This is a genomic window from Streptomyces sp. NPDC093261 (assembly GCF_044753645.1).
GTDB lineage: Bacteria > Actinomycetota > Actinomycetes > Streptomycetales > Streptomycetaceae > Streptomyces.
In genome coordinates, this window is the sequence record NZ_JBIVNO010000007.1 from 140746 (window position 1) to 163638 (window position 22893).

The 22893-nt window shown below is 71.8% G+C and carries 18 protein-coding genes; 6 read left to right on the top strand and 12 right to left on the bottom strand.

Annotation, left to right across the window (positions count from 1 at the left end; genetic code table 11):
* Positions 1–134: 134 nt before the first annotated feature.
* Positions 135–641, top strand: coding sequence for a GNAT family N-acetyltransferase (locus tag ACIP94_RS17595; protein WP_402426249.1), 507 nt, complete (start codon positions 135–137; stop codon positions 639–641).
* Here the strand turns inward: ACIP94_RS17595 and galK are convergent.
* The 3 genes from galK to galT are packed head-to-tail and all read right to left on the bottom strand — an operon-like array spanning position 583 to position 3776.
* Positions 583–1725, bottom strand: coding sequence for a galactokinase (galK, locus tag ACIP94_RS17600; RefSeq protein WP_402425939.1), 1143 nt, complete (start codon positions 1723–1725; stop codon positions 583–585). The genes ACIP94_RS17595 and galK overlap by 59 nt on opposite strands.
* Complete coding sequence (gene galE, locus ACIP94_RS17605; protein ID WP_402425941.1) at positions 1726–2694, bottom strand: UDP-glucose 4-epimerase GalE; 969 nt, start codon at positions 2692–2694, stop codon at positions 1726–1728.
* The gene (gene galT, locus ACIP94_RS17610) at positions 2691–3776 is read right to left on the bottom strand and encodes a galactose-1-phosphate uridylyltransferase (RefSeq protein WP_402425943.1); all 1086 of its coding nucleotides are present in this window, start codon (positions 3774–3776) and stop codon (positions 2691–2693) included. The genes galE and galT overlap by 4 nt, the downstream gene beginning before the upstream one ends.
* 202 nt (positions 3777–3978) lie before the next feature.
* On the opposite strand from galT, the gene ACIP94_RS17615 reads away from it, so the two are divergent.
* Positions 3979–5715 (top strand): sodium:solute symporter family protein, encoded by a 1737-nt coding sequence (locus tag ACIP94_RS17615; protein WP_402425945.1) that lies wholly within the window; start codon positions 3979–3981, stop codon positions 5713–5715.
* Positions 5716–5736: 21 nt separating this feature from the next.
* Positions 5737–6036: a hypothetical protein gene (locus ACIP94_RS17620; protein ID WP_402425947.1), complete on the top strand. Its 300-nt coding sequence runs from the start codon at positions 5737–5739 to the stop codon at positions 6034–6036.
* 73 nt (positions 6037–6109) lie between these two features.
* Here ACIP94_RS17620 and ACIP94_RS17625 read toward each other — a convergent pair whose 3' ends face one another.
* The 9 genes from ACIP94_RS17625 to rsmI form a co-directional block, all read right to left on the bottom strand.
* Positions 6110–6820, bottom strand: a complete 711-nt coding sequence (locus ACIP94_RS17625) for a LuxR C-terminal-related transcriptional regulator (RefSeq protein WP_402425949.1) — start codon at positions 6818–6820, stop codon at positions 6110–6112.
* Positions 6821–7111: 291 nt separating this feature from the next.
* Entirely contained in the window at positions 7112–8917 is a 1806-nt protein-coding gene (locus ACIP94_RS17630) for an ABC-F family ATP-binding cassette domain-containing protein (protein WP_402425951.1), read from the bottom strand.
* A 192-nt stretch (positions 8918–9109) separates the two neighbouring features.
* Positions 9110–10438, bottom strand: coding sequence for an acyltransferase (locus ACIP94_RS17635; protein ID WP_402425952.1), 1329 nt, complete (start codon positions 10436–10438; stop codon positions 9110–9112).
* Positions 10439–10646: 208 nt separating this feature from the next.
* Complete coding sequence (locus ACIP94_RS17640) at positions 10647–11543, bottom strand: 4-(cytidine 5'-diphospho)-2-C-methyl-D-erythritol kinase (protein ID WP_402425954.1); 897 nt, start codon at positions 11541–11543, stop codon at positions 10647–10649.
* A complete protein-coding gene (gene rsmA, locus ACIP94_RS17645; protein WP_402425956.1) occupies positions 11544–12470 on the bottom strand; it encodes a 16S rRNA (adenine(1518)-N(6)/adenine(1519)-N(6))-dimethyltransferase RsmA in 927 nt (308 codons plus the stop codon).
* Positions 12471–12547: 77 nt separating this feature from the next.
* Entirely contained in the window at positions 12548–14071 is a 1524-nt protein-coding gene (locus ACIP94_RS17650; RefSeq protein ID WP_402425958.1) for a ubiquitin-like domain-containing protein, read from the bottom strand.
* A gap of 187 nt (positions 14072–14258) precedes the next feature.
* Positions 14259–15170, bottom strand: coding sequence for a TatD family hydrolase (locus ACIP94_RS17655; protein ID WP_402425960.1), 912 nt, complete (start codon positions 15168–15170; stop codon positions 14259–14261).
* 52 nt (positions 15171–15222) lie between these two features.
* The gene (locus ACIP94_RS17660; protein WP_402425962.1) at positions 15223–15678 is read right to left on the bottom strand and encodes a hypothetical protein; all 456 of its coding nucleotides are present in this window, start codon (positions 15676–15678) and stop codon (positions 15223–15225) included.
* A gap of 486 nt (positions 15679–16164) precedes the next feature.
* A complete protein-coding gene (gene rsmI / locus ACIP94_RS17665; RefSeq protein ID WP_402425964.1) occupies positions 16165–17037 on the bottom strand; it encodes a 16S rRNA (cytidine(1402)-2'-O)-methyltransferase in 873 nt (290 codons plus the stop codon).
* A 62-nt stretch (positions 17038–17099) separates the two neighbouring features.
* Between rsmI and ACIP94_RS17670 the strand changes: the two genes are divergently transcribed.
* The 3 genes from ACIP94_RS17670 to ACIP94_RS17680 all read left to right on the top strand — a co-directional run bounded on the left by ACIP94_RS17670 (position 17100) and on the right by ACIP94_RS17680 (position 22712).
* A complete protein-coding gene (locus ACIP94_RS17670; RefSeq protein ID WP_402425966.1) occupies positions 17100–18839 on the top strand; it encodes a dolichyl-phosphate-mannose--protein mannosyltransferase in 1740 nt (579 codons plus the stop codon).
* Positions 18840–19312: 473 nt separating this feature from the next.
* On the top strand, positions 19313–20947 hold the full coding sequence (locus tag ACIP94_RS17675; protein WP_402425968.1) for a penicillin-binding transpeptidase domain-containing protein: 1635 nt from the start codon (positions 19313–19315) through the stop codon (positions 20945–20947).
* Between the two features lie 94 nt (positions 20948–21041).
* Positions 21042–22712, top strand: coding sequence for a penicillin-binding transpeptidase domain-containing protein (locus tag ACIP94_RS17680; protein ID WP_402425970.1), 1671 nt, complete (start codon positions 21042–21044; stop codon positions 22710–22712).
* Positions 22713–22893: the final 181 nt, after the last annotated feature.

Sequence of the window (22893 nt, forward strand, 5' to 3'; positions counted from 1 at the left end):
ACCCCCACCCCGGGCGTCGTACCCGACTGTTTTCGCCCCCTGATCAGCACCGGCCCCCACCGGTGCTGTTCACAGGGTAGGGCCGTCGGCCTGAAGCGGAAGGAAATTTGCAGAACTGGTTGGCCAGGGCGTTTATGGTGTGCCGCATGTTTCGTATCGAGATAGAAGTCGACAAGGAGCGGCGAGATCTGCTCCGTGCGCGGCTGCTGGAGACGAACACCGCGGCCTCACCGGTGCTGCGCGCACTGCGCGGCACGCCCGCCGAGCGTGAAGTCCCGCTCCAGGTCTGGGCGTTCGACGCGGCGGGGGAGCCGGCGGGCGGACTGGCCGGCCACACCTGGACGGCGTGGCTGCATGTGGACTACCTGTGGGTGGACGGCCGCCATCGCGGCGCGGGGCTCGGCTCGCGGCTGCTGGCCGAGGCGGAGCGCGTGGCGCGCGAGGAGCGCGGCTGCATGGGCGCGCGCCTGGAGACCTGGGACTTCCAGGCCCCGGAGTTCTACCGGAAGCAGGGTTATGACGTGGTGTGCGTGATCCCCGACTATCCGCCGGGGATCACGGAGTACACGCTGACCAAGAAGCTCAGCCCAGCCGCCGGGCCCCTGCCGACGGAACCGCCGGGAACACCCGGGGCGCCGTGAAGCCGGCGGCGGCGAACGCCTCCTCGATCGCCTTGGTGACCGTGTCCGTCTCGGCGGCCTCCGTCAGAACGACCGCCGAGCCGCCGAAGCCGCCGCCCGTCATCCGGGCACCCAGCGCGCCGGACGCCTTCGCCGCGTCCACCACCAGGTCCAGCTCCGGGCAGGAGATGCGCAGGTCGTCCCGCAGGGAGACATGACCCTCGGTCAGCACGGGCCCGATCGCCCGGACGTCGCCCGCGTCCAGCAGGGCGACCACCCGGTCGACACGGTGGTCGTCCGAGACGACATGGCGCACATAGCGGCGCACCCGCTCGTCCGACAGACGCCCGAGCGCCGACCGAAGGTCCTCGTACGCGACATCCCGCAGATGCGAGACCCCGAGCTGCCGCGCGCCCTCCTCGCACCCCTCGCGCCGCTCGGCGTACGCCCCGTCGCCCAGCGCGTGCTTCACGCGGGTGTCCACGACGAGCAGCGCGAGACCCTGGGCCGCGAGGTCGAAGGGGATCTGGCGGATGGACAGGTCTCGGCAGTCGAGGTGCAGGGCGTGACCCTCGGTGCTGCACGCCGACGCCATCTGGTCCATGACACCGCACGGCACGCCGACGAAGTCGTTCTCGGCGCGCTGGGCGAGCTTCGCCAGCCCGGGGCGGGTCAGGCCGAGGCCGTACAGGTCGTTCAGCGCGAGGGCGGTGACCACCTCCAGCGCCGCCGACGAGGACAGGCCCGCGCCCGTCGGCACCGTAGAGGACAGATGGAGGTCGGCGCCGGTGACCGGGTGGCCCGCCTCGCGCAGCACCCAGACGACACCCGCGGGGTAGGCGGCCCAGCTGGTGTCCGTCCGCGGGACCAGCTCCTCGACGTCCAGTTCGACGACCGGGCCGTCGATGTCCGCCGAGTGCAGCCGCAGCAGGCCGTCGGTGCGGCGCGAGACCGCGGCGACGGCCGTGTGCGGCAGGGCGAACGGCATCACGAACCCCTCGTTGAAGTCCGTGTACTCGCCGATCAGATTGACCCGGCCCGGTGCCGACCAGACCCCTTCGGGAGCCGTCCCGTACAGCTCCGTGAAGCCCTCGCGTACGCCCACCTACTGCTCCCTCGCGATGCTCTGCGCGAACTCCCACGCGTCCGCGACGATGCCCGCGAGATCCGCGCGGGACGGGTTCCAGCCGAGCCGCTCGCGAGCCGTGGCCGCGGAGGCGACCAGGACCGCCGGGTCGCCGCCCCGGCGCGGCGCCACCACCTCGGGGATCGGGTGTCCGGTGACCTGGCGCACGGTCTCGATGACCTCGCGCACCGAGAAGCCGTTGCCGTTGCCGAGGTTGCAGATCAGGTGCTCGCCGGGCGTGGCGGCGTCCAGGGCCAGCAGATGGGCCTCGGCGAGGTCCGCGACGTGGATGTAGTCGCGGACACAGGTGCCGTCCGGCGTCGGATAGTCGTCGCCGAAGACCGAGATGGCCTCGCGGCGGCCCTGCGCGACCTGGAGGACGAGCGGGATCAGGTGGGACTCCGGGTCGTGGCGCTCGCCGCAGCTGCCGTAGGCGCCCGCGACGTTGAAGTAGCGCAGGGAGACGGCGCCCAGGCCGTGCGCGGCCGCCTCACCGCTGATCATGTGGTCGACGGCGAGCTTGGAGGCGCCGTAGGGATTGGTGGGCCGCGTCGGCGCGGTCTCGACGATCGGCACCTGCTCGGGCTCGCCGTAGGTCGCCGCCGTGGAGGAGAAGACCAGCTTGCGCACGCCCGTCTCGCGCATCGCGCCGAGCAGCGCCATCGTGCCGCCGACGTTGTTGTCCCAGTACTTCTCGGGCCTTACGACCGACTCGCCGACCTGCGAGAACGCGGCGAAGTGCAGGACGGCGTCGAAGGTGGGGTCCAGCCACTTGGCGGCGTCGCGGATGTCGCCCTCGATGAGGGTGGCACCCGCCGGCACGCCCTCGCGGAAGCCGGTGGAGAGGTTGTCGAGGACGACGACCTCGTGGCCCGCCTCCAGCAGGTGCTGCGCGACCACGCTGCCGACGTAGCCCGCGCCGCCGGTGACCAGGTACTTCCCACTCATGAACTCGCTACCTCTCGCAGTCGCTGGGCCGCAGCTTCCGGCGGCACGTCGTTGATGAACACATTCATGCCGGACTCGGAACCTGCGAGGAACTTCAGCTTGCCGGAAGTGCGGCGAATGGTGAAAAGCTCGAGGTGAACGGCGAAGTCGTCACGGCTGACGCCCTCGAACTCCGCGAGGGCGCCGAACGGCGCCTGGTGCCAGGCGGCGATGTACGGCGTCGGAGTCTCACGCACGGAGTTCTCCCCTCCCCCCTGTTCGTCGAAGATCCGGTCGAAGCGCGCCAAGAGTTCCAGATAGACCTTGGGGAATTCTGTGCGGGCGGCCTCGTCCAGCGCGAGCAGGTCCGGGACGCGGCGCCGGGGATAGAGGTGGACCTCGTAGGGCCAGTGGGCGGCGTAGGGGACGAAGGCGACCCAGTGTTCACCCTCCAGGACGATCCGCTCGTCGGCCAGCTCGCGCTCCAGGACGGCGTCGAAGAGGTTCTCGCCGCCGGTGGCGTTCCTGTGGGCGGCGACCGAGCGGAGCATGAGGGCGGTGCGCGGGGTGATGAAGGGGTAGGCGTAGATCTGGCCGTGCGGGTGGCCGAGGGTCACGCCGATCTCCCGGCCGCGGTTCTCGAAGCAGAAGACCTGCTCGACGGAGGGCAGGTGGGACAGCTCCGCGGTGCGGTCGGTCCAGGCGTCCAGGACGAGCCGCGCCTGCTCCTCGGTCAGATCGGCGAAGGAGGCGTTGTGGTCGGAGGTGAAGCAGACGACCTCGCAGCGTCCAAAGTCGCCGGCGAGGGAGGGGAAGCGGTTCTCGAAGACGACGACGTCGTAGGAGGAGTCCGGGATCTCGCTGAGCCGGCCCTCACGGGAGGGACACAGGGGGCACTCGTCGGCGGGCGGGAGGTAGGTCCGGCCCTGGCGGTGCGAGGCGATGGCGACCGAGTCGCCGAGCAGCGCGTCGCGGCGGATCTCGGAGGTCGTGACGGTCCGCTCCAGCGGCCGGCGGTCGACCGCGTCCCGCACGGCGTCGTCGCGCAGGTCGTAGTAGACGAGTTCACGACCGTCGGCCAGCCGGGTCGGGGTCTTCTTCACGACGCCTTGCCTTTCTGCTGCACTGCCGGACGCCTCATCCACTCCGGATCCACCCATCAAACATAACCCAACACAACAAACCACAACCCACCAGACGAGTCAACATCACAATCCAACAAAGAGCGTCATCAAAAGTGTTCAAATGTCGAACGCGGAGGCGTAGGTTCCGCACTGATTGGTTCACGCAACGAAGCGAGTAATCATGCAGACCCCCACCTCTCCGGCCGTGGGCCCCACAGTCCTCGCGGCAGGACTACGGCTCCCGACCAACGGCCTCGACTACACGATCCTCGGGATCTACTTCGCCGTCGTCCTGGGCATCGGCTTCGCCGCCCGCCGCTCCGTGAAGACCAGCCTCGACTTCTTCCTCTCCGGGCGCTCCCTGCCCGCCTGGATCACCGGTCTGGCGTTCATCTCGGCGAACCTGGCCGCCACGGAGATCCTCGGCATGGCCGCCAACAGCGCCCAGTACGGTGCCTACACCGTGCACTGGTACTGGATCGGGGCCATCCCGGCCATGGTGTTCCTGGGGCTGGTGATGATGCCCTTCTACTACGGCTCCAAGGTCCGCTCAGTCCCCGAGTTCCTGCTGCTCCGCTTCGACAGGTCGGCCCATCTGCTCAGTTCGCTGCTGTTCGCCTTCGCCGCCATCCTGATCGCCGGGGTGAACCTCTACGCCCTCGCGATCGTCGTCCAGGCGCTGCTCGGCTGGCCGCAGTGGGTGGCGATCGTGGTCGCCGGCTTCTTCGTCCTCGCCTACATCACCCTCGGCGGTCTGTCGTCCGCGATCTACAACGAGGTGCTGCAGTTCTTCGTGATCCTCGCGGCCCTCATCCCCCTCACCGTGCTCGGCCTGAAGAAGGTCGGCGGCTGGGGCGGACTGACCGACAAGCTCAGCGCGACCCATGGCCATGACTTCGTCACCGCGTGGGGCGGTACCGGCATCGGCCACGCCAACCCACTGGGCGCGAACTGGCTGACGATCGTCCTCGGCCTCGGCTTCGTGCTGTCCTTCGGCTACTGGACGACCAACTTCGCCGAGGTGCAGCGCGCCCTGTCCGCGAAGAACCTCTCCGCCGCCCAGCGCACCCCGCTGATCGCCGCGTTCCCGAAGATCTTCATCGTGTTCCTGGTGATGATCCCGGGCCTGGTCGTCGCCGTCCTGGTCCCCAAGATCGGCACCCCCGGCTCCGGCCTCCAGTACAACGACGCCATCCCGTACCTGATGCAGGAACTGCTGCCCAACGGTGTGCTCGGCATCGCGGTGACCGGACTGCTCGCCGCCTTCATGGCCGGCATGGCGGCCAACGTCTCGTCCTTCAACACCGTCTTCACCAACGACATCTGGGCGAAGTACGTGGTCAAGGACCGCGAGGACGCGTACTACGTGCGGTTCGGCCGCCTCATCACGGCGATCGGCGTGCTGGCATCGATCGGCACGGCGTTCCTGGCGTCCTCGTTCTCGAACATCATGAGCTACCTCCAGACGCTGTTCTCCTTCTTCAACGTGCCGATGTTCGTGGTCTTCATCGTCGGCATGTTCTGGAAGCGCGCGTCCGCGAAGTCCGGCTTCTGGGGCCTGGTCGCCGGCACGGTGACCGCGATGGTGAACTACTTCGTCATCTACAAGCACGGCATCATCGGCATCCCCACCGACCAGGGCGCCAACTTCGTCTCCGCGATCGCCGGTTTCGTGGCCGGCGCGGTCGTCATGGTGGCGGTGTCGCTGTTCACCGAGCCCAAGCCGGCGGAGAGCCTCCAGGGCCTCGTCTACGGAACCCTGCCCCAGTCCCGGCTTCGCTCGACCGGGGGGACCCCCCTCCCGGGCATGGCCGAGCCGCCCGCCGCGGGCGACGACGCCTGGTACCGCAAGCCGGCCCTGCTGGGCTGGGGCGCGGTCGTCCTCGCCGCCGCCTGCTACATCCCGTTCTCGATCTGACCGCGGGAGGATGGAAAGACCATGTCCGAGTACTCCGAGCACGACGTCCAGAAAACCGTCACCGAGCTGGAGGGCAAGTCCACGACCGCGGCCCGCCTCTTCGACCTGCGCCGCATCATCGGCGGCCTGTTCGTGATCTACGGCGTCATCGTCATGATCGCGGGCTTCACGGCCTCCGACGCCGAGATCGCCAAGGCCGAGGGCGTCAACGTCAACCTGTGGACGGGTCTGGGCATGCTGCTGCTCGGCCTGTTCTTCCTGCTCTGGCTCAGGCTGCGCCCGGCGGCCCCGCCGCTGCCGGAGGAGAAGCCGTCCGAGTGACCCGGCCGGGTCGGGGTCCCGAGCGGGACCCCGCCCGGTTCTCGTCGACTGCCGGAAGGACCCGCGCGCCCCGTCACCGAGAAGCCTGCGGGCCGGGTCCCGGGAGTGGGGTGGGTGGCGGTGGGCCCGCTCGGTCCAGCAGGCCGGTCCTCGCCGCGAGGGCCGCCGCCTCCAGCCGGGAGCCGACGCCCAGTTTCATCAGGACCCGCTGGACATGGGTGCGGGCCGTCGACGGGGCTATCCCCATACCGGCCGCGATCAGCCGGGTGTCCTCGCCGTCCGCCACCCGCACCAGGACCTCCACCTCCCGCGGGGTGAGCATCTGCAGCAGCCGCTGACCCTCGTCGTCCGGCTGCGCCGCCGGATTGAGCAGCTCGCTGAACGCGCCCTGCAACAGCTGTGGCGCCACGGCCGCCTCACCCGCCCGCGCCTTCATGATCGCCCGCTCGACGCCCTCGATGCGCTCGTCATGGCGCACGTAGCCCGCGGCGCCCGCGGCGAAGGCGGCCGCGATGCCCCGCGGATTCGGCACCGGCCCGAGGACCAGCACCGCCACCTGCGGACGCTCCCGCTTGATGCGCACCACCGGGTCGAAGACACCGGGCTCGGCGGGTGCCGCCGTACCCAGCAGGCACACCTCGGGTGCCCTGCTGATCACCAGTTCCGCCGCGCCCGCGGCGGGTGCCGCCGCGGCGAGCACCCGGTGCCCTCGCAGCTTCAGCGCCGAGGCCAGCGCCTCGGCGAGCAGTCGGTGGTCGTCGACCACCATGAGCCGCACTCCCATCGAGCAACCCCCCAGTCCCCCCGTGGATGCCCACTATGGATGCCCACTGGCCCGCGCGGACAAAGGCCCCCCGCGCATCCCCCGCCCTCCATGTCCCCGGAAGCTACACGCTTGTTCGACGTCGCGCTTCCCTTACCGGTGAGAAGCGTCCCGGATTACCGAAATCCCGCCCATTCGCGCCTGATGAGGGGTACGTGCAGGGCCTCGCCCCTGAACAGGAGCGAGGCCCTTGCAGCGCGCGCCCGCGCGCTCCTTCGCGCCCAAGCGGGCGCTCCGGGCGGCGTCGAACGCCTACGCGTCCTCGGCGAGTTCCAGCCAGCGCAGCTCCAGCTCCTCCCGCTCCGCGACGAGCCCGCGCAGTTCGGCGTCCAGCTTGGCCACCTTCTCGAAGTCCGTCGCGGACTCGGCGATCTGCTCGTGGAGCTTGGCCTCCCGCTCGGAGACCTTGTCCAACTGCCGCTCGATCCGCTGAAGTTCCTTCTTGGCGGCACGCGCGTCGGCGGCCGAGACGGCGGTCTTCGCGGCCACGGGCGCCGGAGCCGCGACCGCGGCGGCCGCCTCCTCCATGCGGTGCCGCCGCTCCAGGTACTCGTCGATGCCGCGCGGCAGCATCCGCAGCGTGGCGTCGCCGAGAAGGGCGTAGACCCTGTCGGTCGTGCGCTCGACGAAGAACCGGTCGTGGGAGATGACGATCATCGAGCCGGGCCAGCCGTCGAGCAGGTCCTCGAGCTGAGTGAGGGTCTCGATGTCGAGATCGTTGGTGGGCTCGTCCAGGAACAGCACGTTCGGCTCGTCCATGAGCAGGCGCAGCAGTTGCAGCCGCCGGCGTTCACCGCCGGAGAGGTCCCCCACCGGCGTCCACTGCTTCTCCTTGGTGAAGCCGAAGGTCTCGCACAGCTGGCCCGCGGTCATCTCGCGCCCCTTGCCGAGGTCGACCCGCTCGCGCACCCGCTGCACGGCCTCCAGGACCCGCCAGCTCGGGTCGAGTTCGGCGACCTCCTGCGACAGATAGCCGAGCTTGACGGTCTTGCCCACGACGACCCGGCCGCCGGCGGGCTGCTTCTCCCCCTGGCTGCGCGCGGCGTCGGCCAGCGCACGCAGCAGGGAGGTCTTGCCCGCGCCGTTCACCCCGACCAGGCCGATACGGTCGCCGGGACCGAGGTGCCAGGTGATGTGCTTCATCAGCACCTTGGGTCCGGCCTGCACCGTGACGTCCTCGAGGTCGAAGACGGTCTTCCCGAGCCGGGAGGAGGCGAACTTCATCAGCTCGCTGCTGTCCCGGGGCGGCGGCACGTCCTTGATCAGCTCGTTGGCGGCCTCGACGCGGAAGCGCGGCTTGGAGGTGCGGGCGGGCGCGCCGCGCCGCAGCCAGGCCAGCTCCTTGCGGACCAGGTTCTGCCGCTTGGCCTCCTCCGAGGCGGCGATGCGCTCGCGCTCGGCACGGGCGAAGACGTAGTCGGAGTAGCCGCCCTCGTACTCGTGGACCGTGCCCCGCTGCACGTCCCACATCCGGGTGCAGACCTGGTCGAGGAACCACCGGTCGTGGGTGACGCACACGAGGGCGGAGCGGCGTTCGCGCAGGTGCTTCGCGAGCCAGGCGATCCCCTCGACGTCGAGGTGGTTGGTGGGCTCGTCGAGGACGATCAGGTCCTGCTCGGCGATCAGCAGCTTGGCGAGCGCGATCCGGCGCCGCTCGCCACCGGACAGGGGGCCGATGACGGTGTCGAGCCCCTGCGGGAACCCGGGCAGGTCGAGGCCGCCGAACAGGCCCGTGAGCACGTCCCGGATCTTGGCGTTGCCCGCCCACTCGTGGTCGGCCATGTCCCGGATGACCTCGTGCCGGACGGTGGCGGCGGGGTCGAGGGAGTCATGCTGGGTGAGCACGCCGAGGCGCAGCCCGCCGGAGTGGGTGACGCGCCCGGAATCGGCCTCCTCCAGCTTGGCGAGCATCCGGATCAAGGTGGTCTTGCCGTCGCCGTTGCGCCCGACGACCCCGATCCGGTCGCCTTCGGACACGCCGAGCGAGACACCGTCGAGCAGGGCACGGGTGCCGTACACCTTGCTGACGTTCTCGACATTGACCAGGTTGACGGCCATTTCACTCCTGCTCGCGGGGGTCGGTCAGCCTTCAAGCGTAGGGCCTCGAGGGGAGGTGGCGATGCGCGAGGGAGCCATCACTCTTCGTGGTGACGTGATCCGTGGCCGGCGGCTAGCGCGGAAAGGCAGGCCCCAGGATCCCGTCCATGGGAGGAACCACGCCATCGGCGAGCTCTGAGGTCCGTGCCGCCGTCACGCGGCCCCGCCTCGCCCCCGCCCCGCCCGCTCCACCAGCAGCCACCCCGCCAGGGTCATCGCCACGGCCGCCGGGGCGGTCACGTGAACGGCTATCAGCAGGGCCGTACGGCCTTCGAGGAGTCCCCCGAAGCCGACCATCGACAGCCCCAGCACCCCGAGGAGACAGAGGGTGACGCCGAGCGCGGCAGCGGGTCCCGCCCAGGCGCGCGGCGCACTGGACTCCCGTACGCCCGAGGGTTTTTCGAAGGTACGGAAGGCGGCCACCAGAACCGCGGTGAGCGTCGCGGCGGCCGTGATCCGCAAGGGTACCTGTATCCACCACGCACCCGAGCCTGGCTCCGGCATGCGGACACCCGCCGCCAGCAGCACCCCGTAGACGCCGAGCATCGCCGTGAGATGCCACAGGAAGGCGGTCATGGAGACGCCGCCCGCCGTGACGACCGCGCGCCACACCCGCGGGCGCCGCAGCCACCGTGTGACGGGGGCGCGCAGCAGCTCCACCGCCCCCACCAGCCACAGCCCGTGGCACAGCAGTGCGAGGGTGGGCGGCGCCATGTTGGAGATCTTCTCGCCGGGCATCCCGACCATGGACAGCGGATAGGGCCCGTACGCGACCAGCAGCACGGCCCCCGCGAGTCCGGCGCCGGCGAGGAGGTACGGCCGGCGGATCCTGTCGTCCGCGCGCAGGAATCCGAGCTGGTGGATCGCGAGCCAGACGAACGCGAAGTTGAGGAACTCCACATAGGGGACGCCCAGGCCGAAGCGGAGCACGTCGACGGCCACGGCGGCGGCGACGAGCCCGCCGAAGACGCCCCACCCCCAGCGTTCGTGGAGCCGTAGCAGTGGTGGGGTGAAGGCGACCATCGCGAGATAGATCCCGACGAACCACAGCGGCTGCGCCACCAGCCGCAGCGCGACGTCGAGCAATCCGCCACCGGCCCCGGCCAGTTGGAGGACGAGGGCCGCGGCGCCCCACACCCCGATGAACACGACCGTCGGCCGCAACAGCCGCCGCAGCCGGACGCGCAGGAAGGCCGAGTACGCCTTGGGGGTCGTGCGCCGGGCGGAACGGCAGGAGAGGGCGTGCGCGAATCCGCCCACGTGGAAGAACACCGGCATGACCTGGAACAGCCAGGTCAGCGGCTGGAGTTCGGGCTGGAGGGCGAGCAGGTTCCCCACCCGCACATGGCCGTCGGGGGCCATGGACACGGCCGCCATCAGCCAGTGCCCGAGCACGACGACACCGAGCGAGCCGGCCCTCAGCAGATCGGCGAACCGGTCACGGGATTCCGGGGTGGCGGCGGCGAGATCACTGGGTCTCATGGGGGTACGGTCGCGCGGCGCCCAGGGGCCGCGGCAGCGCGCTCGTACTCAGCCGGCGTCTGAGTACCCGCCCGTGAAGCGGCGTCCGCACGCGCGTATCCGAGCACACACCCGTGGCCCGCCGACCGCCTCGGACGACCACCGCCTACGACGACCGCCTCGCACGACCACCGCCTCGGAGGACAGCCCCCTCAAAGCGACAACCGCCTCAGACGACAGTCGCCCCCGCCGCCGGCGCCTCGGCCACCCGCGCCGAGCGGCAGGTGCCCGAAGCCATGAGCGCCCGGGCGATCTCCGCCGCCGCGGCGGCGTCCTGCGCGAGGAACGCGGTCGTCGGTCCCGACCCTGACACCAGCCCCGTCAGCGCCCCCGCCGCGCGTCCGGCGGCCAGCGTGTCCGCCAGCTCGGGGAACAGGGACAGCGCCGCCGGCTGGAGGTCGTTGGAGACCGCTGTCGCGAGCGCCTCCGCGTCACCCTTCGCCAGCGCGTCGAGCAGGTCCTGCGAGGCGACGGGCTCGGGGATCCGCACGCCCTCGTTCAGACGGTCGAACTCCCGGAAGACGGCCGGCGTCGACAGTCCCCGGGCGGCCGTCGCGAACACCCAGTGGAACGTCCCGCCGACCTCCAGCACCCTGAGCTTCTCGCCCCGCCCGGTGCCCAGGGCCGCCCCGCCCACCAGGCTGAACGGCACGTCGCTGCCCAGCTCGGCGCAGATGTCGAGGAGTTCCTCGCGGGAGGCGCGCGTTCCCCACAGCGCGTCGCACGCCACCAGCGCCCCGGCGCCGTCGGCGCTGCCGCCCGCCATGCCGCCCGCGACCGGGATGTCCTTGGCGATGTGGAGGTGCACATCGGGCGCCCGGTCGTACCGCTCGGCGAGCGCGAGGGCCGCGCGGGCCGCCAGGTTCGTACGGTCGAGCGGCACCTCGCCGGCGTCCGGGCCGGAGCAGGTGATCCGGAGCCCGTCGGCGGACGGGGTCACCGTGATCTCGTCGTACAGGCCGACGGCGAGGAAGACGTTGGCCAGGTCGTGGAAGCCGTCGGGGCGGGCGGCACCCACCGCGAGCTGGACGTTGACCTTGGCGGGGACGCGTACCGTCACGCTCACTTACTCGGACTCCTCTGTGCGGGATGCGGCTCGCCGCCCAGCGGCCGTCGGATGCTGTGCCGCCCGCGGGGACGCGGCCTCGGCGATGCGCGCGAAGTCCTCGATCGTCAGGGACTCGCCGCGCGCCTGCGGCGAGATGCCGGCGGAGACGAGCGCGGCCTCGGCCGCGGCGGCCGATCCCGCCCAGCCGGCGAGCGCCGCGCGCAGCGTCTTGCGCCGCTGCGCGAACGCCGCGTCCACCACCGCGAACACCTCCGCCTTGGACGCCGCGGTCCTGACCGGCTCGGTCCGCCGGACCAGCGAGACCAGCCCGCTGTCGACGTTCGGAGCGGGCCAGAAGACATTGCGCCCGATGGCTCCGGCGCGCTTGACGTCGGCGTACCAGTTGGCCTTCACCGACGGCACCCCGTACACCTTGGAGCCGGGCGCGGCGGCCAGCCGGTCCGCGACCTCGGACTGCACCATCACGAGCGTCCGCTCGATGCTGGGGAACATGTCGAGCATGTGCAGCAGCACGGGGACGGCGACGTTGTAGGGCAGGTTCGCGACGAGCGCGGTGGGCGCGGGGCCCGGCAGCTCCCGCACATGCAGCGCGTCGGAGTGCACCAGCGCGAACCGCTCGGCGCGCCCGGGCATCCGGGCGGCGATGGTCGCGGGCAGCGCCCCGGCGAGCACGTCGTCGATCTCGACGGCGGTGACCCGCTCGGCGACCTCCAGCAGCGCCAGCGTCAGTGAGCCGAGCCCCGGCCCCACCTCCACCACCACATCGTCGGGCCGTACCTCGGCGGTGCGCACGATGCGCCGCACGGTGTTGGCGTCGATGACGAAGTTCTGGCCGCGTTGCTTGGTGGGGCGTACGCCGAGGGCCGCCGCCAGCTCACGGACGTCGGCGGGGCCCAGCAGGGCGTCGGGGGTGGAGCTGCTCACGGACCAAGGGTACGGGGCGGCGCGGGGCGCCCGTGTCCGCGTCCGCGCCGCCCGCCCCGCTCATCCGCCCGCCCCGCTCAGCGGTACAGCCGTGACCCGCAGTGCGGCCAGGGGCTGGATCCCTGGCGTACGTACAGCTTCTTCGCGCGGTAGGTCTGCTCCTCGGCCGGGGCGTCCTGCGGCCGGCCGGAGCCGCCGAGGCTGCGCCAGGTGCGCCGGTCGAACTGATAGAGGCCCCCGTAGGTACCGGACGGGTCGACCGCGCTCGGCTCGCCCCTGGACTCGCAGTACGCGAGCCCGTGCCAGTCGAGGCGCTCCGCGCCCGTCACCGACTCGGGGTGCGGTCGGGTGCCCACCCGCACCAGCTGGGTCGTGGGCCTCTGCACCACCTCGACGTCGATCCGGCGCGGTTTCTGCCGGACGCCGTTGACAGAGCGCAGGGCGTAGGTCACCCGACGGGTGCCCGGCTGTCCGGGGCGTGCCACGAGCACGGTGCCCCGGAACAGGGTCGGGTCCTTGGTGCGCCGCACGGTGAACGGAATCGGCTCCTCACGGACCTCCCGGGAGCCCCGCACCCGCAGCACGGTCACCGTCTGCCCGTCGAGGGGGAAGCTTCCCGGCGCCACGGAGGTGGTGTCCTGCCCGCGCAGAGTGATCCCGGCCTGTTCGACGGCATCCCGAACCGTGGCGGCGTTGGTGCGGATCGTGCGCGGCCGTCCGTCCGCCAGAACGGTCACCGTGCGCTCGGTGCGGACGTCCAGCGCGAGCCCTTCGCGATGGATATGCAGGGAGCGCGAAGTCGATACGTACGCGCCCTCGGCGCGCACCCCGAGCTGCTGAAGCGCCCCGTCCACCGTGCGCGCCGTCGTCCACACCTGTCTCCGGTGCCCGTCGAGGGTGAGGAACACCGGGCGTCCGTAGTGCACCGCGACCTCTTCACCGCTGGTGAGCGGGGTACCGGGCGCGGGGACGACGACATCGTGCCGCCCGACCCTCACCCCCTCCCGGGCGAGCAGTCCGCCCACGTCGTCGGCGAACGTGTGCAGGGTGCGGTGCCTGCCGTCCACGGTCAGCTCGATGGCCTTGTCCTTGGCGACGAACGCGGTGGTGCCACCGGCGAGGAAGGCGACCACCAGGGCCTGCGGGAGGAGGCGGCGCACGGGGTGGACGCGCGCGCCGCTCTTTCCGCGCCGCGCCGCGTGCCGGGCCTGGGTGCGCCCTGCGGGGCGCGGGACGGCCTCCGGCGACCGGCGCAGGGATCCCGCGGCCTCCATGTCCGTAGGCCGGCGCAGGGGTCCCGCGGCCTCCATGGGCCCGCGCAGAGATCCCGCGGCCTCCACGCCCGCGGGCCCGCGCAGGGATTCCGTGGCCTCCGTCGGCCCGCGCAGGGGCCCCGTGGCCTCCGCAGGCCGGGGCAGCGGTTCTATGGCCTCCGCCTGCTGCGGCAGCGGACGCGTGGTCCCCCTGGCGCGCGCCGCGGCGACCCGCGCCTCGTACGCGGGCCGGTAGGTGTCCTGGTACATCCGGCCGTACGGCTCGCTGTCCTCGTACTCCGGTCTCGGGCCGTACATCCCGTACGGCGGGTACTGCCGGTTGCTCACGACGACACGCTCCAGAGAAGGTCCGAAACGGGCGACCCAACCTAGCGGCTGGTCGTCACTCTCCAAAGCAACGCCGTCACACGGTGTCGCGACACGCCCACGGGCGGCGGCCGTGCGGGGCTCCGGGCGGCCGACGCCCGGGCGGTCGCGGAGAGCCCCGGGCGGACGGCGCCCGGGGCCGCGCCGGTCAGTAGCCGAAGGCGCGTGCCGTGTTGTCCGCGAGGGCCGCCGCCAGCTCGTCCTCGGCGATGCCCCGCACCGCGGCCATCGCACGGACCGTGACCGGAACCAGATACGGTGCGTTGGGCCGCCCGCGGTACGGCGCGGGCGTCAGGAAGGGCGCGTCGGTCTCCACGAGGACGAGGTCCAGGGGGGCCACGGCGAGCGCGTCGCGCAGCGGCTGTGCGTTCTTGAAGGTCACGTTGCCGGCGAACGACATGAAGTACCCGGCCCGCGCGCAGACCTCGGCCATCGCCGCGTCGCCCGAGTAGCAGTGGAAGACGGTCCGCTCCGGCGCGCCCTCCTCCTTGAGGATGCGCAGCACATCGGCGTGGGCGTCGCGGTCGTGGATGACCAGCGCCTTGCCGCGGCGCTTGGCGATCTCGATGTGCGCGCGGAAGGACCGCTCCTGGGCGGCCTTGCCCTCGGGCCCGGTGCGGAAGTAGTCGAGCCCGGTCTCGCCGACGCCCTTGACCTGCGGCAGTGCGGCGAGGCGGTCGATCTCGGCGAGCGCCTCGTCCAGGGCGGCGTCGCCGCCCGGCTCGCGCACGCCCTGCCGGGGCCGCCCTCCCCCGGCCCCAGGGGGCTGGGAGGTGGCCCCAGGGTCCCCGTGGACGATGCGCGGGGCCTCGTTCGGGTGCAGGGCCACCGCCGCGTGCACGGCGTCGTAGGCCTCCGCCGTCTCGGCGGCCCAGCGCGAGCCCCGCACGTCGCAGCCGACCTGGACGACCGTCGTCACGCCGACCGCGGCCGCCTTGGCGAGGCTCTCCTCGACCGTGCCGGACTGCATGTCGAGGTGGGTGTGCGAGTCGGCGACGGAGACGCCGAGTGGCTCGGGAAGCGGCGGCGGCACGTGCTTGTCGGACGCTGGGGAAGGCATGCCCCGATCCTACGGAACGGGTATGCCGGCCCGGAAAGGGCCGCCGGCCGGCTCAGCCCGCCTTGCGGTGGTGGAAGAACGGGGGCAGCAGGTCCGACAGATGCCAGTGGTGCTGCTCCTTGGTCTCCGCCGGCTCCGTCCGGGGCTCGTCGAGGTCCTTCGCGACGGCCCCCGGCGCGGGGCGGTCGTGCCGGTGCAGGGGGTTCTGCGCGGAGGACACCTGGCCGGGACGCATGATGCGCACCACGTGGTTGTCGCAGTTCAGGCAGGCGGGACTGCTCAGCGGCGACGGCACCACGCGGCCGCCCGTCACGTATACGACGAACTCGTTGCCGTCGCCGTCGAGGTGGTGCTCTATCTCGTACGACTGCTCCCAGCCGTGCCCGCAGCGCATACAGGCGAAGGAGTAGGACTCGTGTACGACGGCGGTCGCCGCACCTCGGCCGTACCGCCCGGTGGCGCCACCGGCCGCTGCGACCTGGCCGGTCCGCCCTGCGATCTCACTCATGCCAGCTCCTCTTGTCCGCTGGACAAGCGCCCCGGTGAGGCTCCCGCTGCATCCCGCGGGTCCCCACGGTGGGCGAGGGACGGGTACGTCCCTGCCCCCAGTGGACGCCTTCACCAGCGCCAAGGCACCAAGGCCTGCCGAGTGTTGGAGGCGATTTGGGCGTTGCTTGCCAAAGTGCCCCGGACGGCGGCATCGGGGCTTTGCCTTCCACGACATCCCTTTGCCCACCCATGGGCTCCCGCTCATGGGAGATGCTCCCTGCTCAGAGGGGGTGCGAAGCTCCGGAACCGACTGTCGGCGGTATCACCCGGCACACGCCGCACCTGGCCGCCGGGGCCGCGCCACCGGCCCCACACCCGGCCCCGACTCCGGGGCTCACCACCGGCCCCACACCCCGCCCCGGCTCCAGGGCTCACCACCGGCCCCACACCCCGCCCCGACTCCGGGGCTCACCACCGGCCCCACACCCCGCCCCGACTCCGGGGCTCACCGCGCGGGCGCCGCCCCATCCGCGTTCTTCGCGGCCACGACCGCGTCGAAGACCTCCCGCTTCGGCAGGCCCGCCTCCACGGCCACCGCCGCGATCGCCTCCTTGCGGCGCTCCCCCGCCTCCTCCCGCACCCGGACCCGGCGCACCAGCTCGGCGGCGTCCAGTTCCCCGGCGGCCGGCTCCCCGGCCCCCTCCACCACCACCGTGATCTCGCCCCGGACGCCCTCCGCGGCCCACTGGGCCAGCTCGGCCAGCGGACCGCGCCTGACCTCCTCGTAGGTCTTGGTCAGCTCGCGACAGACGGCGGCCCGGCGCCCGGTGCCGAACACCTCGGCCATGGCCGCTAGGGCGGCCTCCAGGCGGTGCGGGGCCTCGAAGTACACGAGGGTGCGCCGCTCTCCGGCCACCTCCCGCAGCCGCGACAGCCGCTCGCCCGCCTTGCGCGGCAGGAACCCCTCGAAACAGAAGCGGTCCACCGGCAGCCCGGACAGCGCGAGCGCGGTCAGGACCGCGGACGGTCCCGGCACGGCGGTCACCCGGACGTCCTTCTCCACGGCGGCGGCGACCAGCCGGTAGCCGGGGTCGGACACCGAGGGCATCCCCGCGTCGGTGACGAGCAGCACCCGTGCCCCGCCCGCCAGCGCCTCGACCAGCTCCGGGGTGCGGGCGGACTCGTTGCCCTCGAAGTAGGACACGACGCGGCCGGCGGGCTGCACCCCCAGCGCCTGGGTGAGCCGGCGCAGTCGGCGGGTGTCCTCGGCGGCGATCACATCGGCGGTGGCGAGCTCCTCGGCGAGCCGGGGCGGCGCGTCCGCGATGTCCCCGATCGGGGTGCCGGCGAGGACCAGGATTCCGGGCGTTACTGTCACGTTTCCATCCTCGCAGGCGCCATGCACGGGACTCACACAGACGTGTTCCCTACGATGGCGCGGTGACCAGTACCGCGTCCTCCACGGACACCCGGCAGGACCAGGCCACCGCGGACCAGCGGCCGACGTGGCAGCAGCGGCTGCGCCGGTTCGGCTACACGGCGCCCCCCAGAAGCGACGTCCGCGACCGGCTGGTGCCGCCCTACAGCGAGCCCAGCCCGCGCATCTGGTCGGCTCTCGGCCTGAGCCGGGACGTCGCCGACCGCGTCACGCGCTGGTCGGCGTGGGGCGGCCCGCTGCTCGTGACGCTCCTGGCCGGGGTGATGCGGTTCTGGAACCTGGACAGCCCCCGGGCGGTGATATTCGACGAGACGTACTACGCCAAGGACGCCTGGGCGCTCATCCACAACGGGTACGAGTCCAACTGGGCCAAGGACGCCAACACTCTGATCCTCCAGCACCACGGCCATGTGGCGATCCCCACGGACGCCGCGTACGTGGTGCATCCGCCGGTCGGCAAGTACGTCATCGGCCTCGGCGAGCTGATCTTCGGGTTCGATCCGTTCGGCTGGCGCTTCATGACGGCGCTGCTCGGCACGCTCTCGGTGCTGCTGCTGTGCCGCATCGGCCGGCGCCTGTTCCGCTCGACCTTCCTCGGCTGCCTCGCGGGCGCGCTGATGGCGGTGGACGGGCTGCAGTTCGTGATGAGCCGCACCTCGCTCCTCGACGGCGTCCTGGAGTTCTTCGTGCTCGCGGCCTTCGGCTGTCTGCTCGTCGACCGCGACCGGGCACGCGCGAGACTGGCGGCCGCGCTCCCCGCGGACGCCGACGGCCGGGTGCGCCCGGACGCGTACACCGCCGAGACCACCCGCCTGGGGTGGCGCCCGTGGCGCTGGGCGGCGGGCCTGATGCTCGGCCTCGCCATCGGCACCAAGTGGAACGGCCTGTACATCCTGGCGGCCTTCTGTGTGATGGCGGTGCTGTGGGACGTGGGCGCGCGCAGGGTGGCGGGCGCACGCCGCCCCTACACGACCGTCCTCAAGCGCGACACGGGCATCACCTTCCTGGCGACGGTCCCGGTGGCTCTGGTCGTGTACCTGACCTCCTGGATCGGCTGGATCCTCTCCCCCGCCGACGGCTCGGGCGGCTACTTCCGCAACTGGGCGGCCACGGACGGCAAGGGCGGCAACTGGACGTTCCTGCCCGACTGGCTGCGCAGCCTGTGGCACTACGAGCACGAGGTCTACCTCTTCCACGTCCACCTGTCGTCGCCGCACACGTACCAGTCGAACCCGTGGAGCTGGATCGTCGTGGGGCGCCCGGTCTCGTACTTCTACGAGTCGCCCTCCCCCGGTCAGGCGGGCTGCCCCGCGGACGCGGGCGAGAAGTGCGCCCGCGAGGTCCTCGCGCTCGGCACCCCGCTGCTGTGGTGGGCGGCCTGCTTCGCGATCCTGTACGTCCTGTGGCGCTGGGCGTTCCGCCGCGACTGGCGGGCGGGTGCGATCGCCTGCGGCATCGCGGCCGGCTATCTGCCCTGGTTCCTGTACCAGGAGCGCACGATCTTCTACTTCTACGCGGTCGTCTTCGTCCCGTTCCTGTGCCTGGCGGTGGCGATGATGATCGGCGCCGTCCTCGGCCCGCCCGACTCGGACGAACGCCGCCGGGTGCTGGGAGCGGCGGGCGCGGGCGTCCTGGTCCTGCTGATCGCCTGGAACTTCATCTACTTCTGGCCCATCTACACGGGCACGGCGATCCCCATCGACCAGTGGCGGGCGCGGATGTGGCTGGACACCTGGGTCTAGCGGGGCGGACACGGCACGAGGGCGTGGCCGGCCGGCCGCGCCCTCGTGGCCGTTGTCGGTGGTCAGCGGTTGCTGCCGGCCGCCCTCGGACGGCCCGGCGACGGCCCGGAGACGGCCCGGAGACGGCCCGGCTCCGGCAACACGGCAGGCAGACCCACTCGCGAGACCGCTTCATAAAACCCGTGCGTGACCTGCGGAAACCCAAGGGATCCGCCGAGTGCTCACGCCCGGCCGTCCCTTGCTCACACCCGATCGTCCCCAGGTCGTCCAAAGCAAGTGTCCGCGAACGGCTTGGCCGTGTCCGCGCGGATCGGTGCCGCCCCGGCGCCCGGTCCCCGCCATGCACGGATATGAACGATCCCCCGGTGCGAGACACATCTCTGATCACCGTTCGGGCAACAAACGAACGCATCGGCCACAGCAGCCGCCTGTATCGCCTACTGTGCGAGATCAACGGGGAAAGGGGGCGCGCCATGCGCAGGGGGGCCAAGGCCGCCGTCGTCAGCGGGGTGTTCGCGGTGATGGCGGGGGGTGCCGGGTACGGGGCGTACAACGTTCTGTCCGCGCTGCACGACAGTTCGGCGAGCGGTGCGGGCTCTCCCGCGGCCGTGAAGACCGGGCCGCCGTCCGCGGCGGAGGTCAAGGAGACGAGTGCCGAGTTCCTCGCCGCCTGGGCGAAGGGCGACGCGTCCACCGCGGCCTCGTACACCAATGACGCGGCGGCCGCCGGACCGCTGCTGTCCGCGTACAGCGGCGGCGCGCACATCACCGGGGTGCACATCACACCGGGGGTGGCCCACGGGGACTCGGTGCCGTTCTCCGTCAAGGCGGCGGTGTCGTACCAGGGAGCGTCCAAGCCGCTCGCCTACGACAGCACGCTGACGGTCGTGCGCGGGCTGACCACCGGGCGCGCGCTGGTCGACTGGCAGCCGTCCGTCGTGTACCCGGCCCTGGAGAAGGGCGACACACTCGCCACCGGTGAGGCCAAGGTGCCGCCGATCGAGGCGGTGGACCGCGACGGCGTGGTGCTGACCGCGCAGAAGTACCCCTCGCTCGGCCAGATCCTGGACGCGCTGCGCGAGAAGTACGGTGACAAGGCCGGCGGGAAGCCGGGCATCGAACTCTCCGTCGAGCGCGCCGCCCCGAACACGCCCGGCAAGACCCTGCTGACCCTCGCCAAGGGCACGCCCGGCAAGCTGCGCACCACGATCAGTGCCGCCGCGCAGGCGGCGGCCGAGCGGGCCGTGCGGCAGTTCCCGGAGTCGTCGGTGGTGGCGGTGAAGCCGAGCACGGGCGAGGTGCTCGGGGTCGCCAACCACCGCCAGGACCAGTTCAACGCGGCCTTCGAAGGGCGCCTCGCGCCCGGCTCCACGATGAAGATCATCACGTCGGCGATGCTCATCGACAATGGTGTCACCACCATGAACGGCACGGCGCCCTGCCCGCCCACGGCCACCTGGCAGAGCCAGACCTTCACCAATCTCCAGGGTCTTGCGCCCAACGAGCACGCGACCCTCGCCAACAGCTTCATGCGCTCGTGCAACACGGCGTTCGTGAAGCTGATCGACGAGAAGCCGCTCACGGACGCCTCCCTGACGGCCGAGGCCGAGGAGCGGTTCGGTCTCGGCCGGAACAACTGGAAGACGGGCATCGTCTCCTTCGACGGCAGCGTTCCCGCCGTCGACGGCCCGGACCGCGCGGCGGGCGCCATCGGCCAGGGCCAGGTCCAGATGAGCCCGCTGAACATGGCGTCGGTCACCGCCACCGCGGTCACGGGCACGTTCCGGCAGCCGTATCTGGTCTCCCCGAAGCTGGACGGCCGTCAACTCGCCACCGCCAAGGGGCTGCCGCCCGGCACGGTGACCCAGCTGCGGGCGATGATGCACCTCACGGCCACCCAGGGCACCGCCGCCCGGGCGATGTCCGGGCTCGGCGTGGACATCGGCGCGAAGACCGGGTCCGCCGAGGTCGACGGACAGGCGAAGTCCAACAGCTGGTTCACCGGCTACCGGGGCGACATGGCGGCCGCGGCCATGACCCAGCAGGGCGGGCACGGCGGCGACGCGGCAGGGCCGATCGTCGCAGCTGTGCTACGAAGCGGACGCTGACGTCACCCTTGTCGGTGCGGGACTCTAGTGTGGTTGGGCTCGTTGAGGAGCGTGAGGGCGCGGGGGACCAGGGGACTGCGGAGGATCGGGAGCAGTGGGCAAGAGAAGACGCGTCGCCGAGCGGAACAACAGCCGGCCGCTGGTGATCGGAGGAGTGATCGCCGCCGCCGGTGTGGCCGGGGCGGTCGGCGCCTACAGCCTGCTGGGCGGGGGCGCTGCGGCCGATGACGGCAAGGCCTCCGCGGCCCACCACAAGCCTGTGAAGACGGGCCCGCTGTCGGCCTCCGAGGTCCGCACGGCCTCCACGGCGTTCCTCACGGCCTGGCAGCACGGCGATGCCACCAAGGCGGCCGCGGCCACGGACGACTCGGCCGCCGCCGCCCAGCTCCTGACGGACTATCACAAGGACGCGCACATCACCGGCGTGACCCTGACCCCCGGCACCCCGTCGGGGGCGACGGTCCCCTACTCCGTCAAGGCGACGGTGTCGTACGAGGGAAAAAGCAGGCCGCTGGCGTACGCGACGAAACTGACGGTCGTCCGCCGGACCGAGGACGGCGCGCCGAGAGTGCGGTGGCAGCCCTCGGTGGTGCACCCGGACCTGGCCGAGGGCGACCGCCTGGTGACGGGTGAGGCGGGCACTCCGCCCATCCGGGCGCTGGACCGCGACGGCGGCGAGCTGACCGAGGCCACGTACCCCTCGCTGGGCACGGTGCTGGACGGCCTGCGCGAGAAGTACGGCAAGCAAGCCGGGGGCAAGGCGGGCATCGAGCTGCGCATCGTGCGCAAGGCGGCGGCGAAGGGCACCCAGAAGACGCCCGACAAGACCCTGGTGACGCTGAGCGAGGGCACCCCGGGCACCGTGCGGACCACGCTGAACCCGGCGCTCCAGGCGAAGGCCGAACAGCAGGTGGCGCACAAGACCGAGGCGTCCGTCGTCGTCATGCGGCCGTCCACCGGCGAGATTCTGGCGTTGGCGAATTCCGGTCACGGCTTCAACGTGGCCTTCCAGGGCTCCCTCGCCCCAGGCTCCACGATGAAGATCGTCACGTCGACGCTGCTGTTCGAGAAGGGCCTGGCAAAGCCGGACAGCCCGCATCCGTGCCCGAAGTATGTGACGTACGGCGGCTGGAAGTTCCAGAACGACAACAAGTTCGAGATCAAGAACGGCACGTTCAAGGCGAGCTTCGCGGCGTCCTGCAACACGGCCTTCATCAGCCAGGCGAAGAAGCTCCAGAACGACGACCTCACCCGGGTCGCCCAGCAGATCTACGGCCTGGGCATGAACAACTGGGCGATCGGCGTCCCGACCTTCGACGGCGCCGTCCCCGTGCAGAGCGCGGCCCAGATGGCGGCGTCGCTGATCGGCCAGGGCGGTGTGCGCATGAATCCGCTGAACATGGCCTCGGTGGTCTCGACGGCGAAGACGGGCGTCTTCCACCAGCCGTATCTGGTCTCCCCGTCAGTGGACCACCGCACGACGGCGAAGGCGACCCGCACCATGTCGGCGTCCACACAGGCCCAGTTGAAGGAGGTCCTTCAGTACACGGCCGCGGCGGGGACGGCCGCCAAGGCGATGGCGGGTCTGGGACCGGACTTCGGCGCGAAGACGGGGTCGGCGGAGGTCGACGGCCAGAAGCAGCCCAACGGCTGGTTCACCGCCTGGAAGGGCGACCTGGCGGCCGCGGGCGTCGTCCAGGCCGGCGGCCACGGCGGTGACTCGGCGGGCCCGATCGTGGCGGCGCTGCTGCGGGCGGGGAGCTGACGCACGGCCCGCGACCGGGTGCGATGCCGCCAAACCCGGTCGCTTGCGTCGTACACCCACCGCCGGCGTGCCGTACATGAGGCAAGGCCCGCACCCGCACATCCCCGGGCTGCACGAGCGGTGGGGTCGCGACGATCGTGCGGTGCCTCTACTGCTTCGGGTGCCCGTATGCACGGGCGGT

Bases quoted from the DNA above. Each gene is read 5' to 3' on its own strand.
- ACIP94_RS17595 (WP_402426249.1), top strand. From the start codon at position 135: ATGGTGTGCCGCATGTTTCGTATCGAGATAGAAGTCGACAAGGAGCGG.
- ACIP94_RS17675 (WP_402425968.1), top strand. From the start codon at position 19,313: ATGCGCAGGGGGGCCAAGGCCGCCGTCGTCAGCGGGGTGTTCGCGGTG.
- ACIP94_RS17615 (WP_402425945.1), top strand. From the start codon at position 3,979: ATGCAGACCCCCACCTCTCCGGCCGTGGGCCCCACAGTCCTCGCGGCA.
- ACIP94_RS17620 (WP_402425947.1), top strand. From the start codon at position 5,737: ATGTCCGAGTACTCCGAGCACGACGTCCAGAAAACCGTCACCGAGCTG.
- ACIP94_RS17660 (WP_402425962.1), bottom strand. From the start codon at position 15,678: ATGAGTGAGATCGCAGGGCGGACCGGCCAGGTCGCAGCGGCCGGTGGC.
- ACIP94_RS17655 (WP_402425960.1), bottom strand. From the start codon at position 15,170: ATGCCTTCCCCAGCGTCCGACAAGCACGTGCCGCCGCCGCTTCCCGAG.
- galE (WP_402425941.1), bottom strand. From the start codon at position 2,694: ATGAGTGGGAAGTACCTGGTCACCGGCGGCGCGGGCTACGTCGGCAGC.
- ACIP94_RS17625 (WP_402425949.1), bottom strand. From the start codon at position 6,820: ATGGGAGTGCGGCTCATGGTGGTCGACGACCACCGACTGCTCGCCGAG.
- ACIP94_RS17630 (WP_402425951.1), bottom strand. From the start codon at position 8,917: ATGGCCGTCAACCTGGTCAATGTCGAGAACGTCAGCAAGGTGTACGGC.
- ACIP94_RS17635 (WP_402425952.1), bottom strand. From the start codon at position 10,438: ATGAGACCCAGTGATCTCGCCGCCGCCACCCCGGAATCCCGTGACCGG.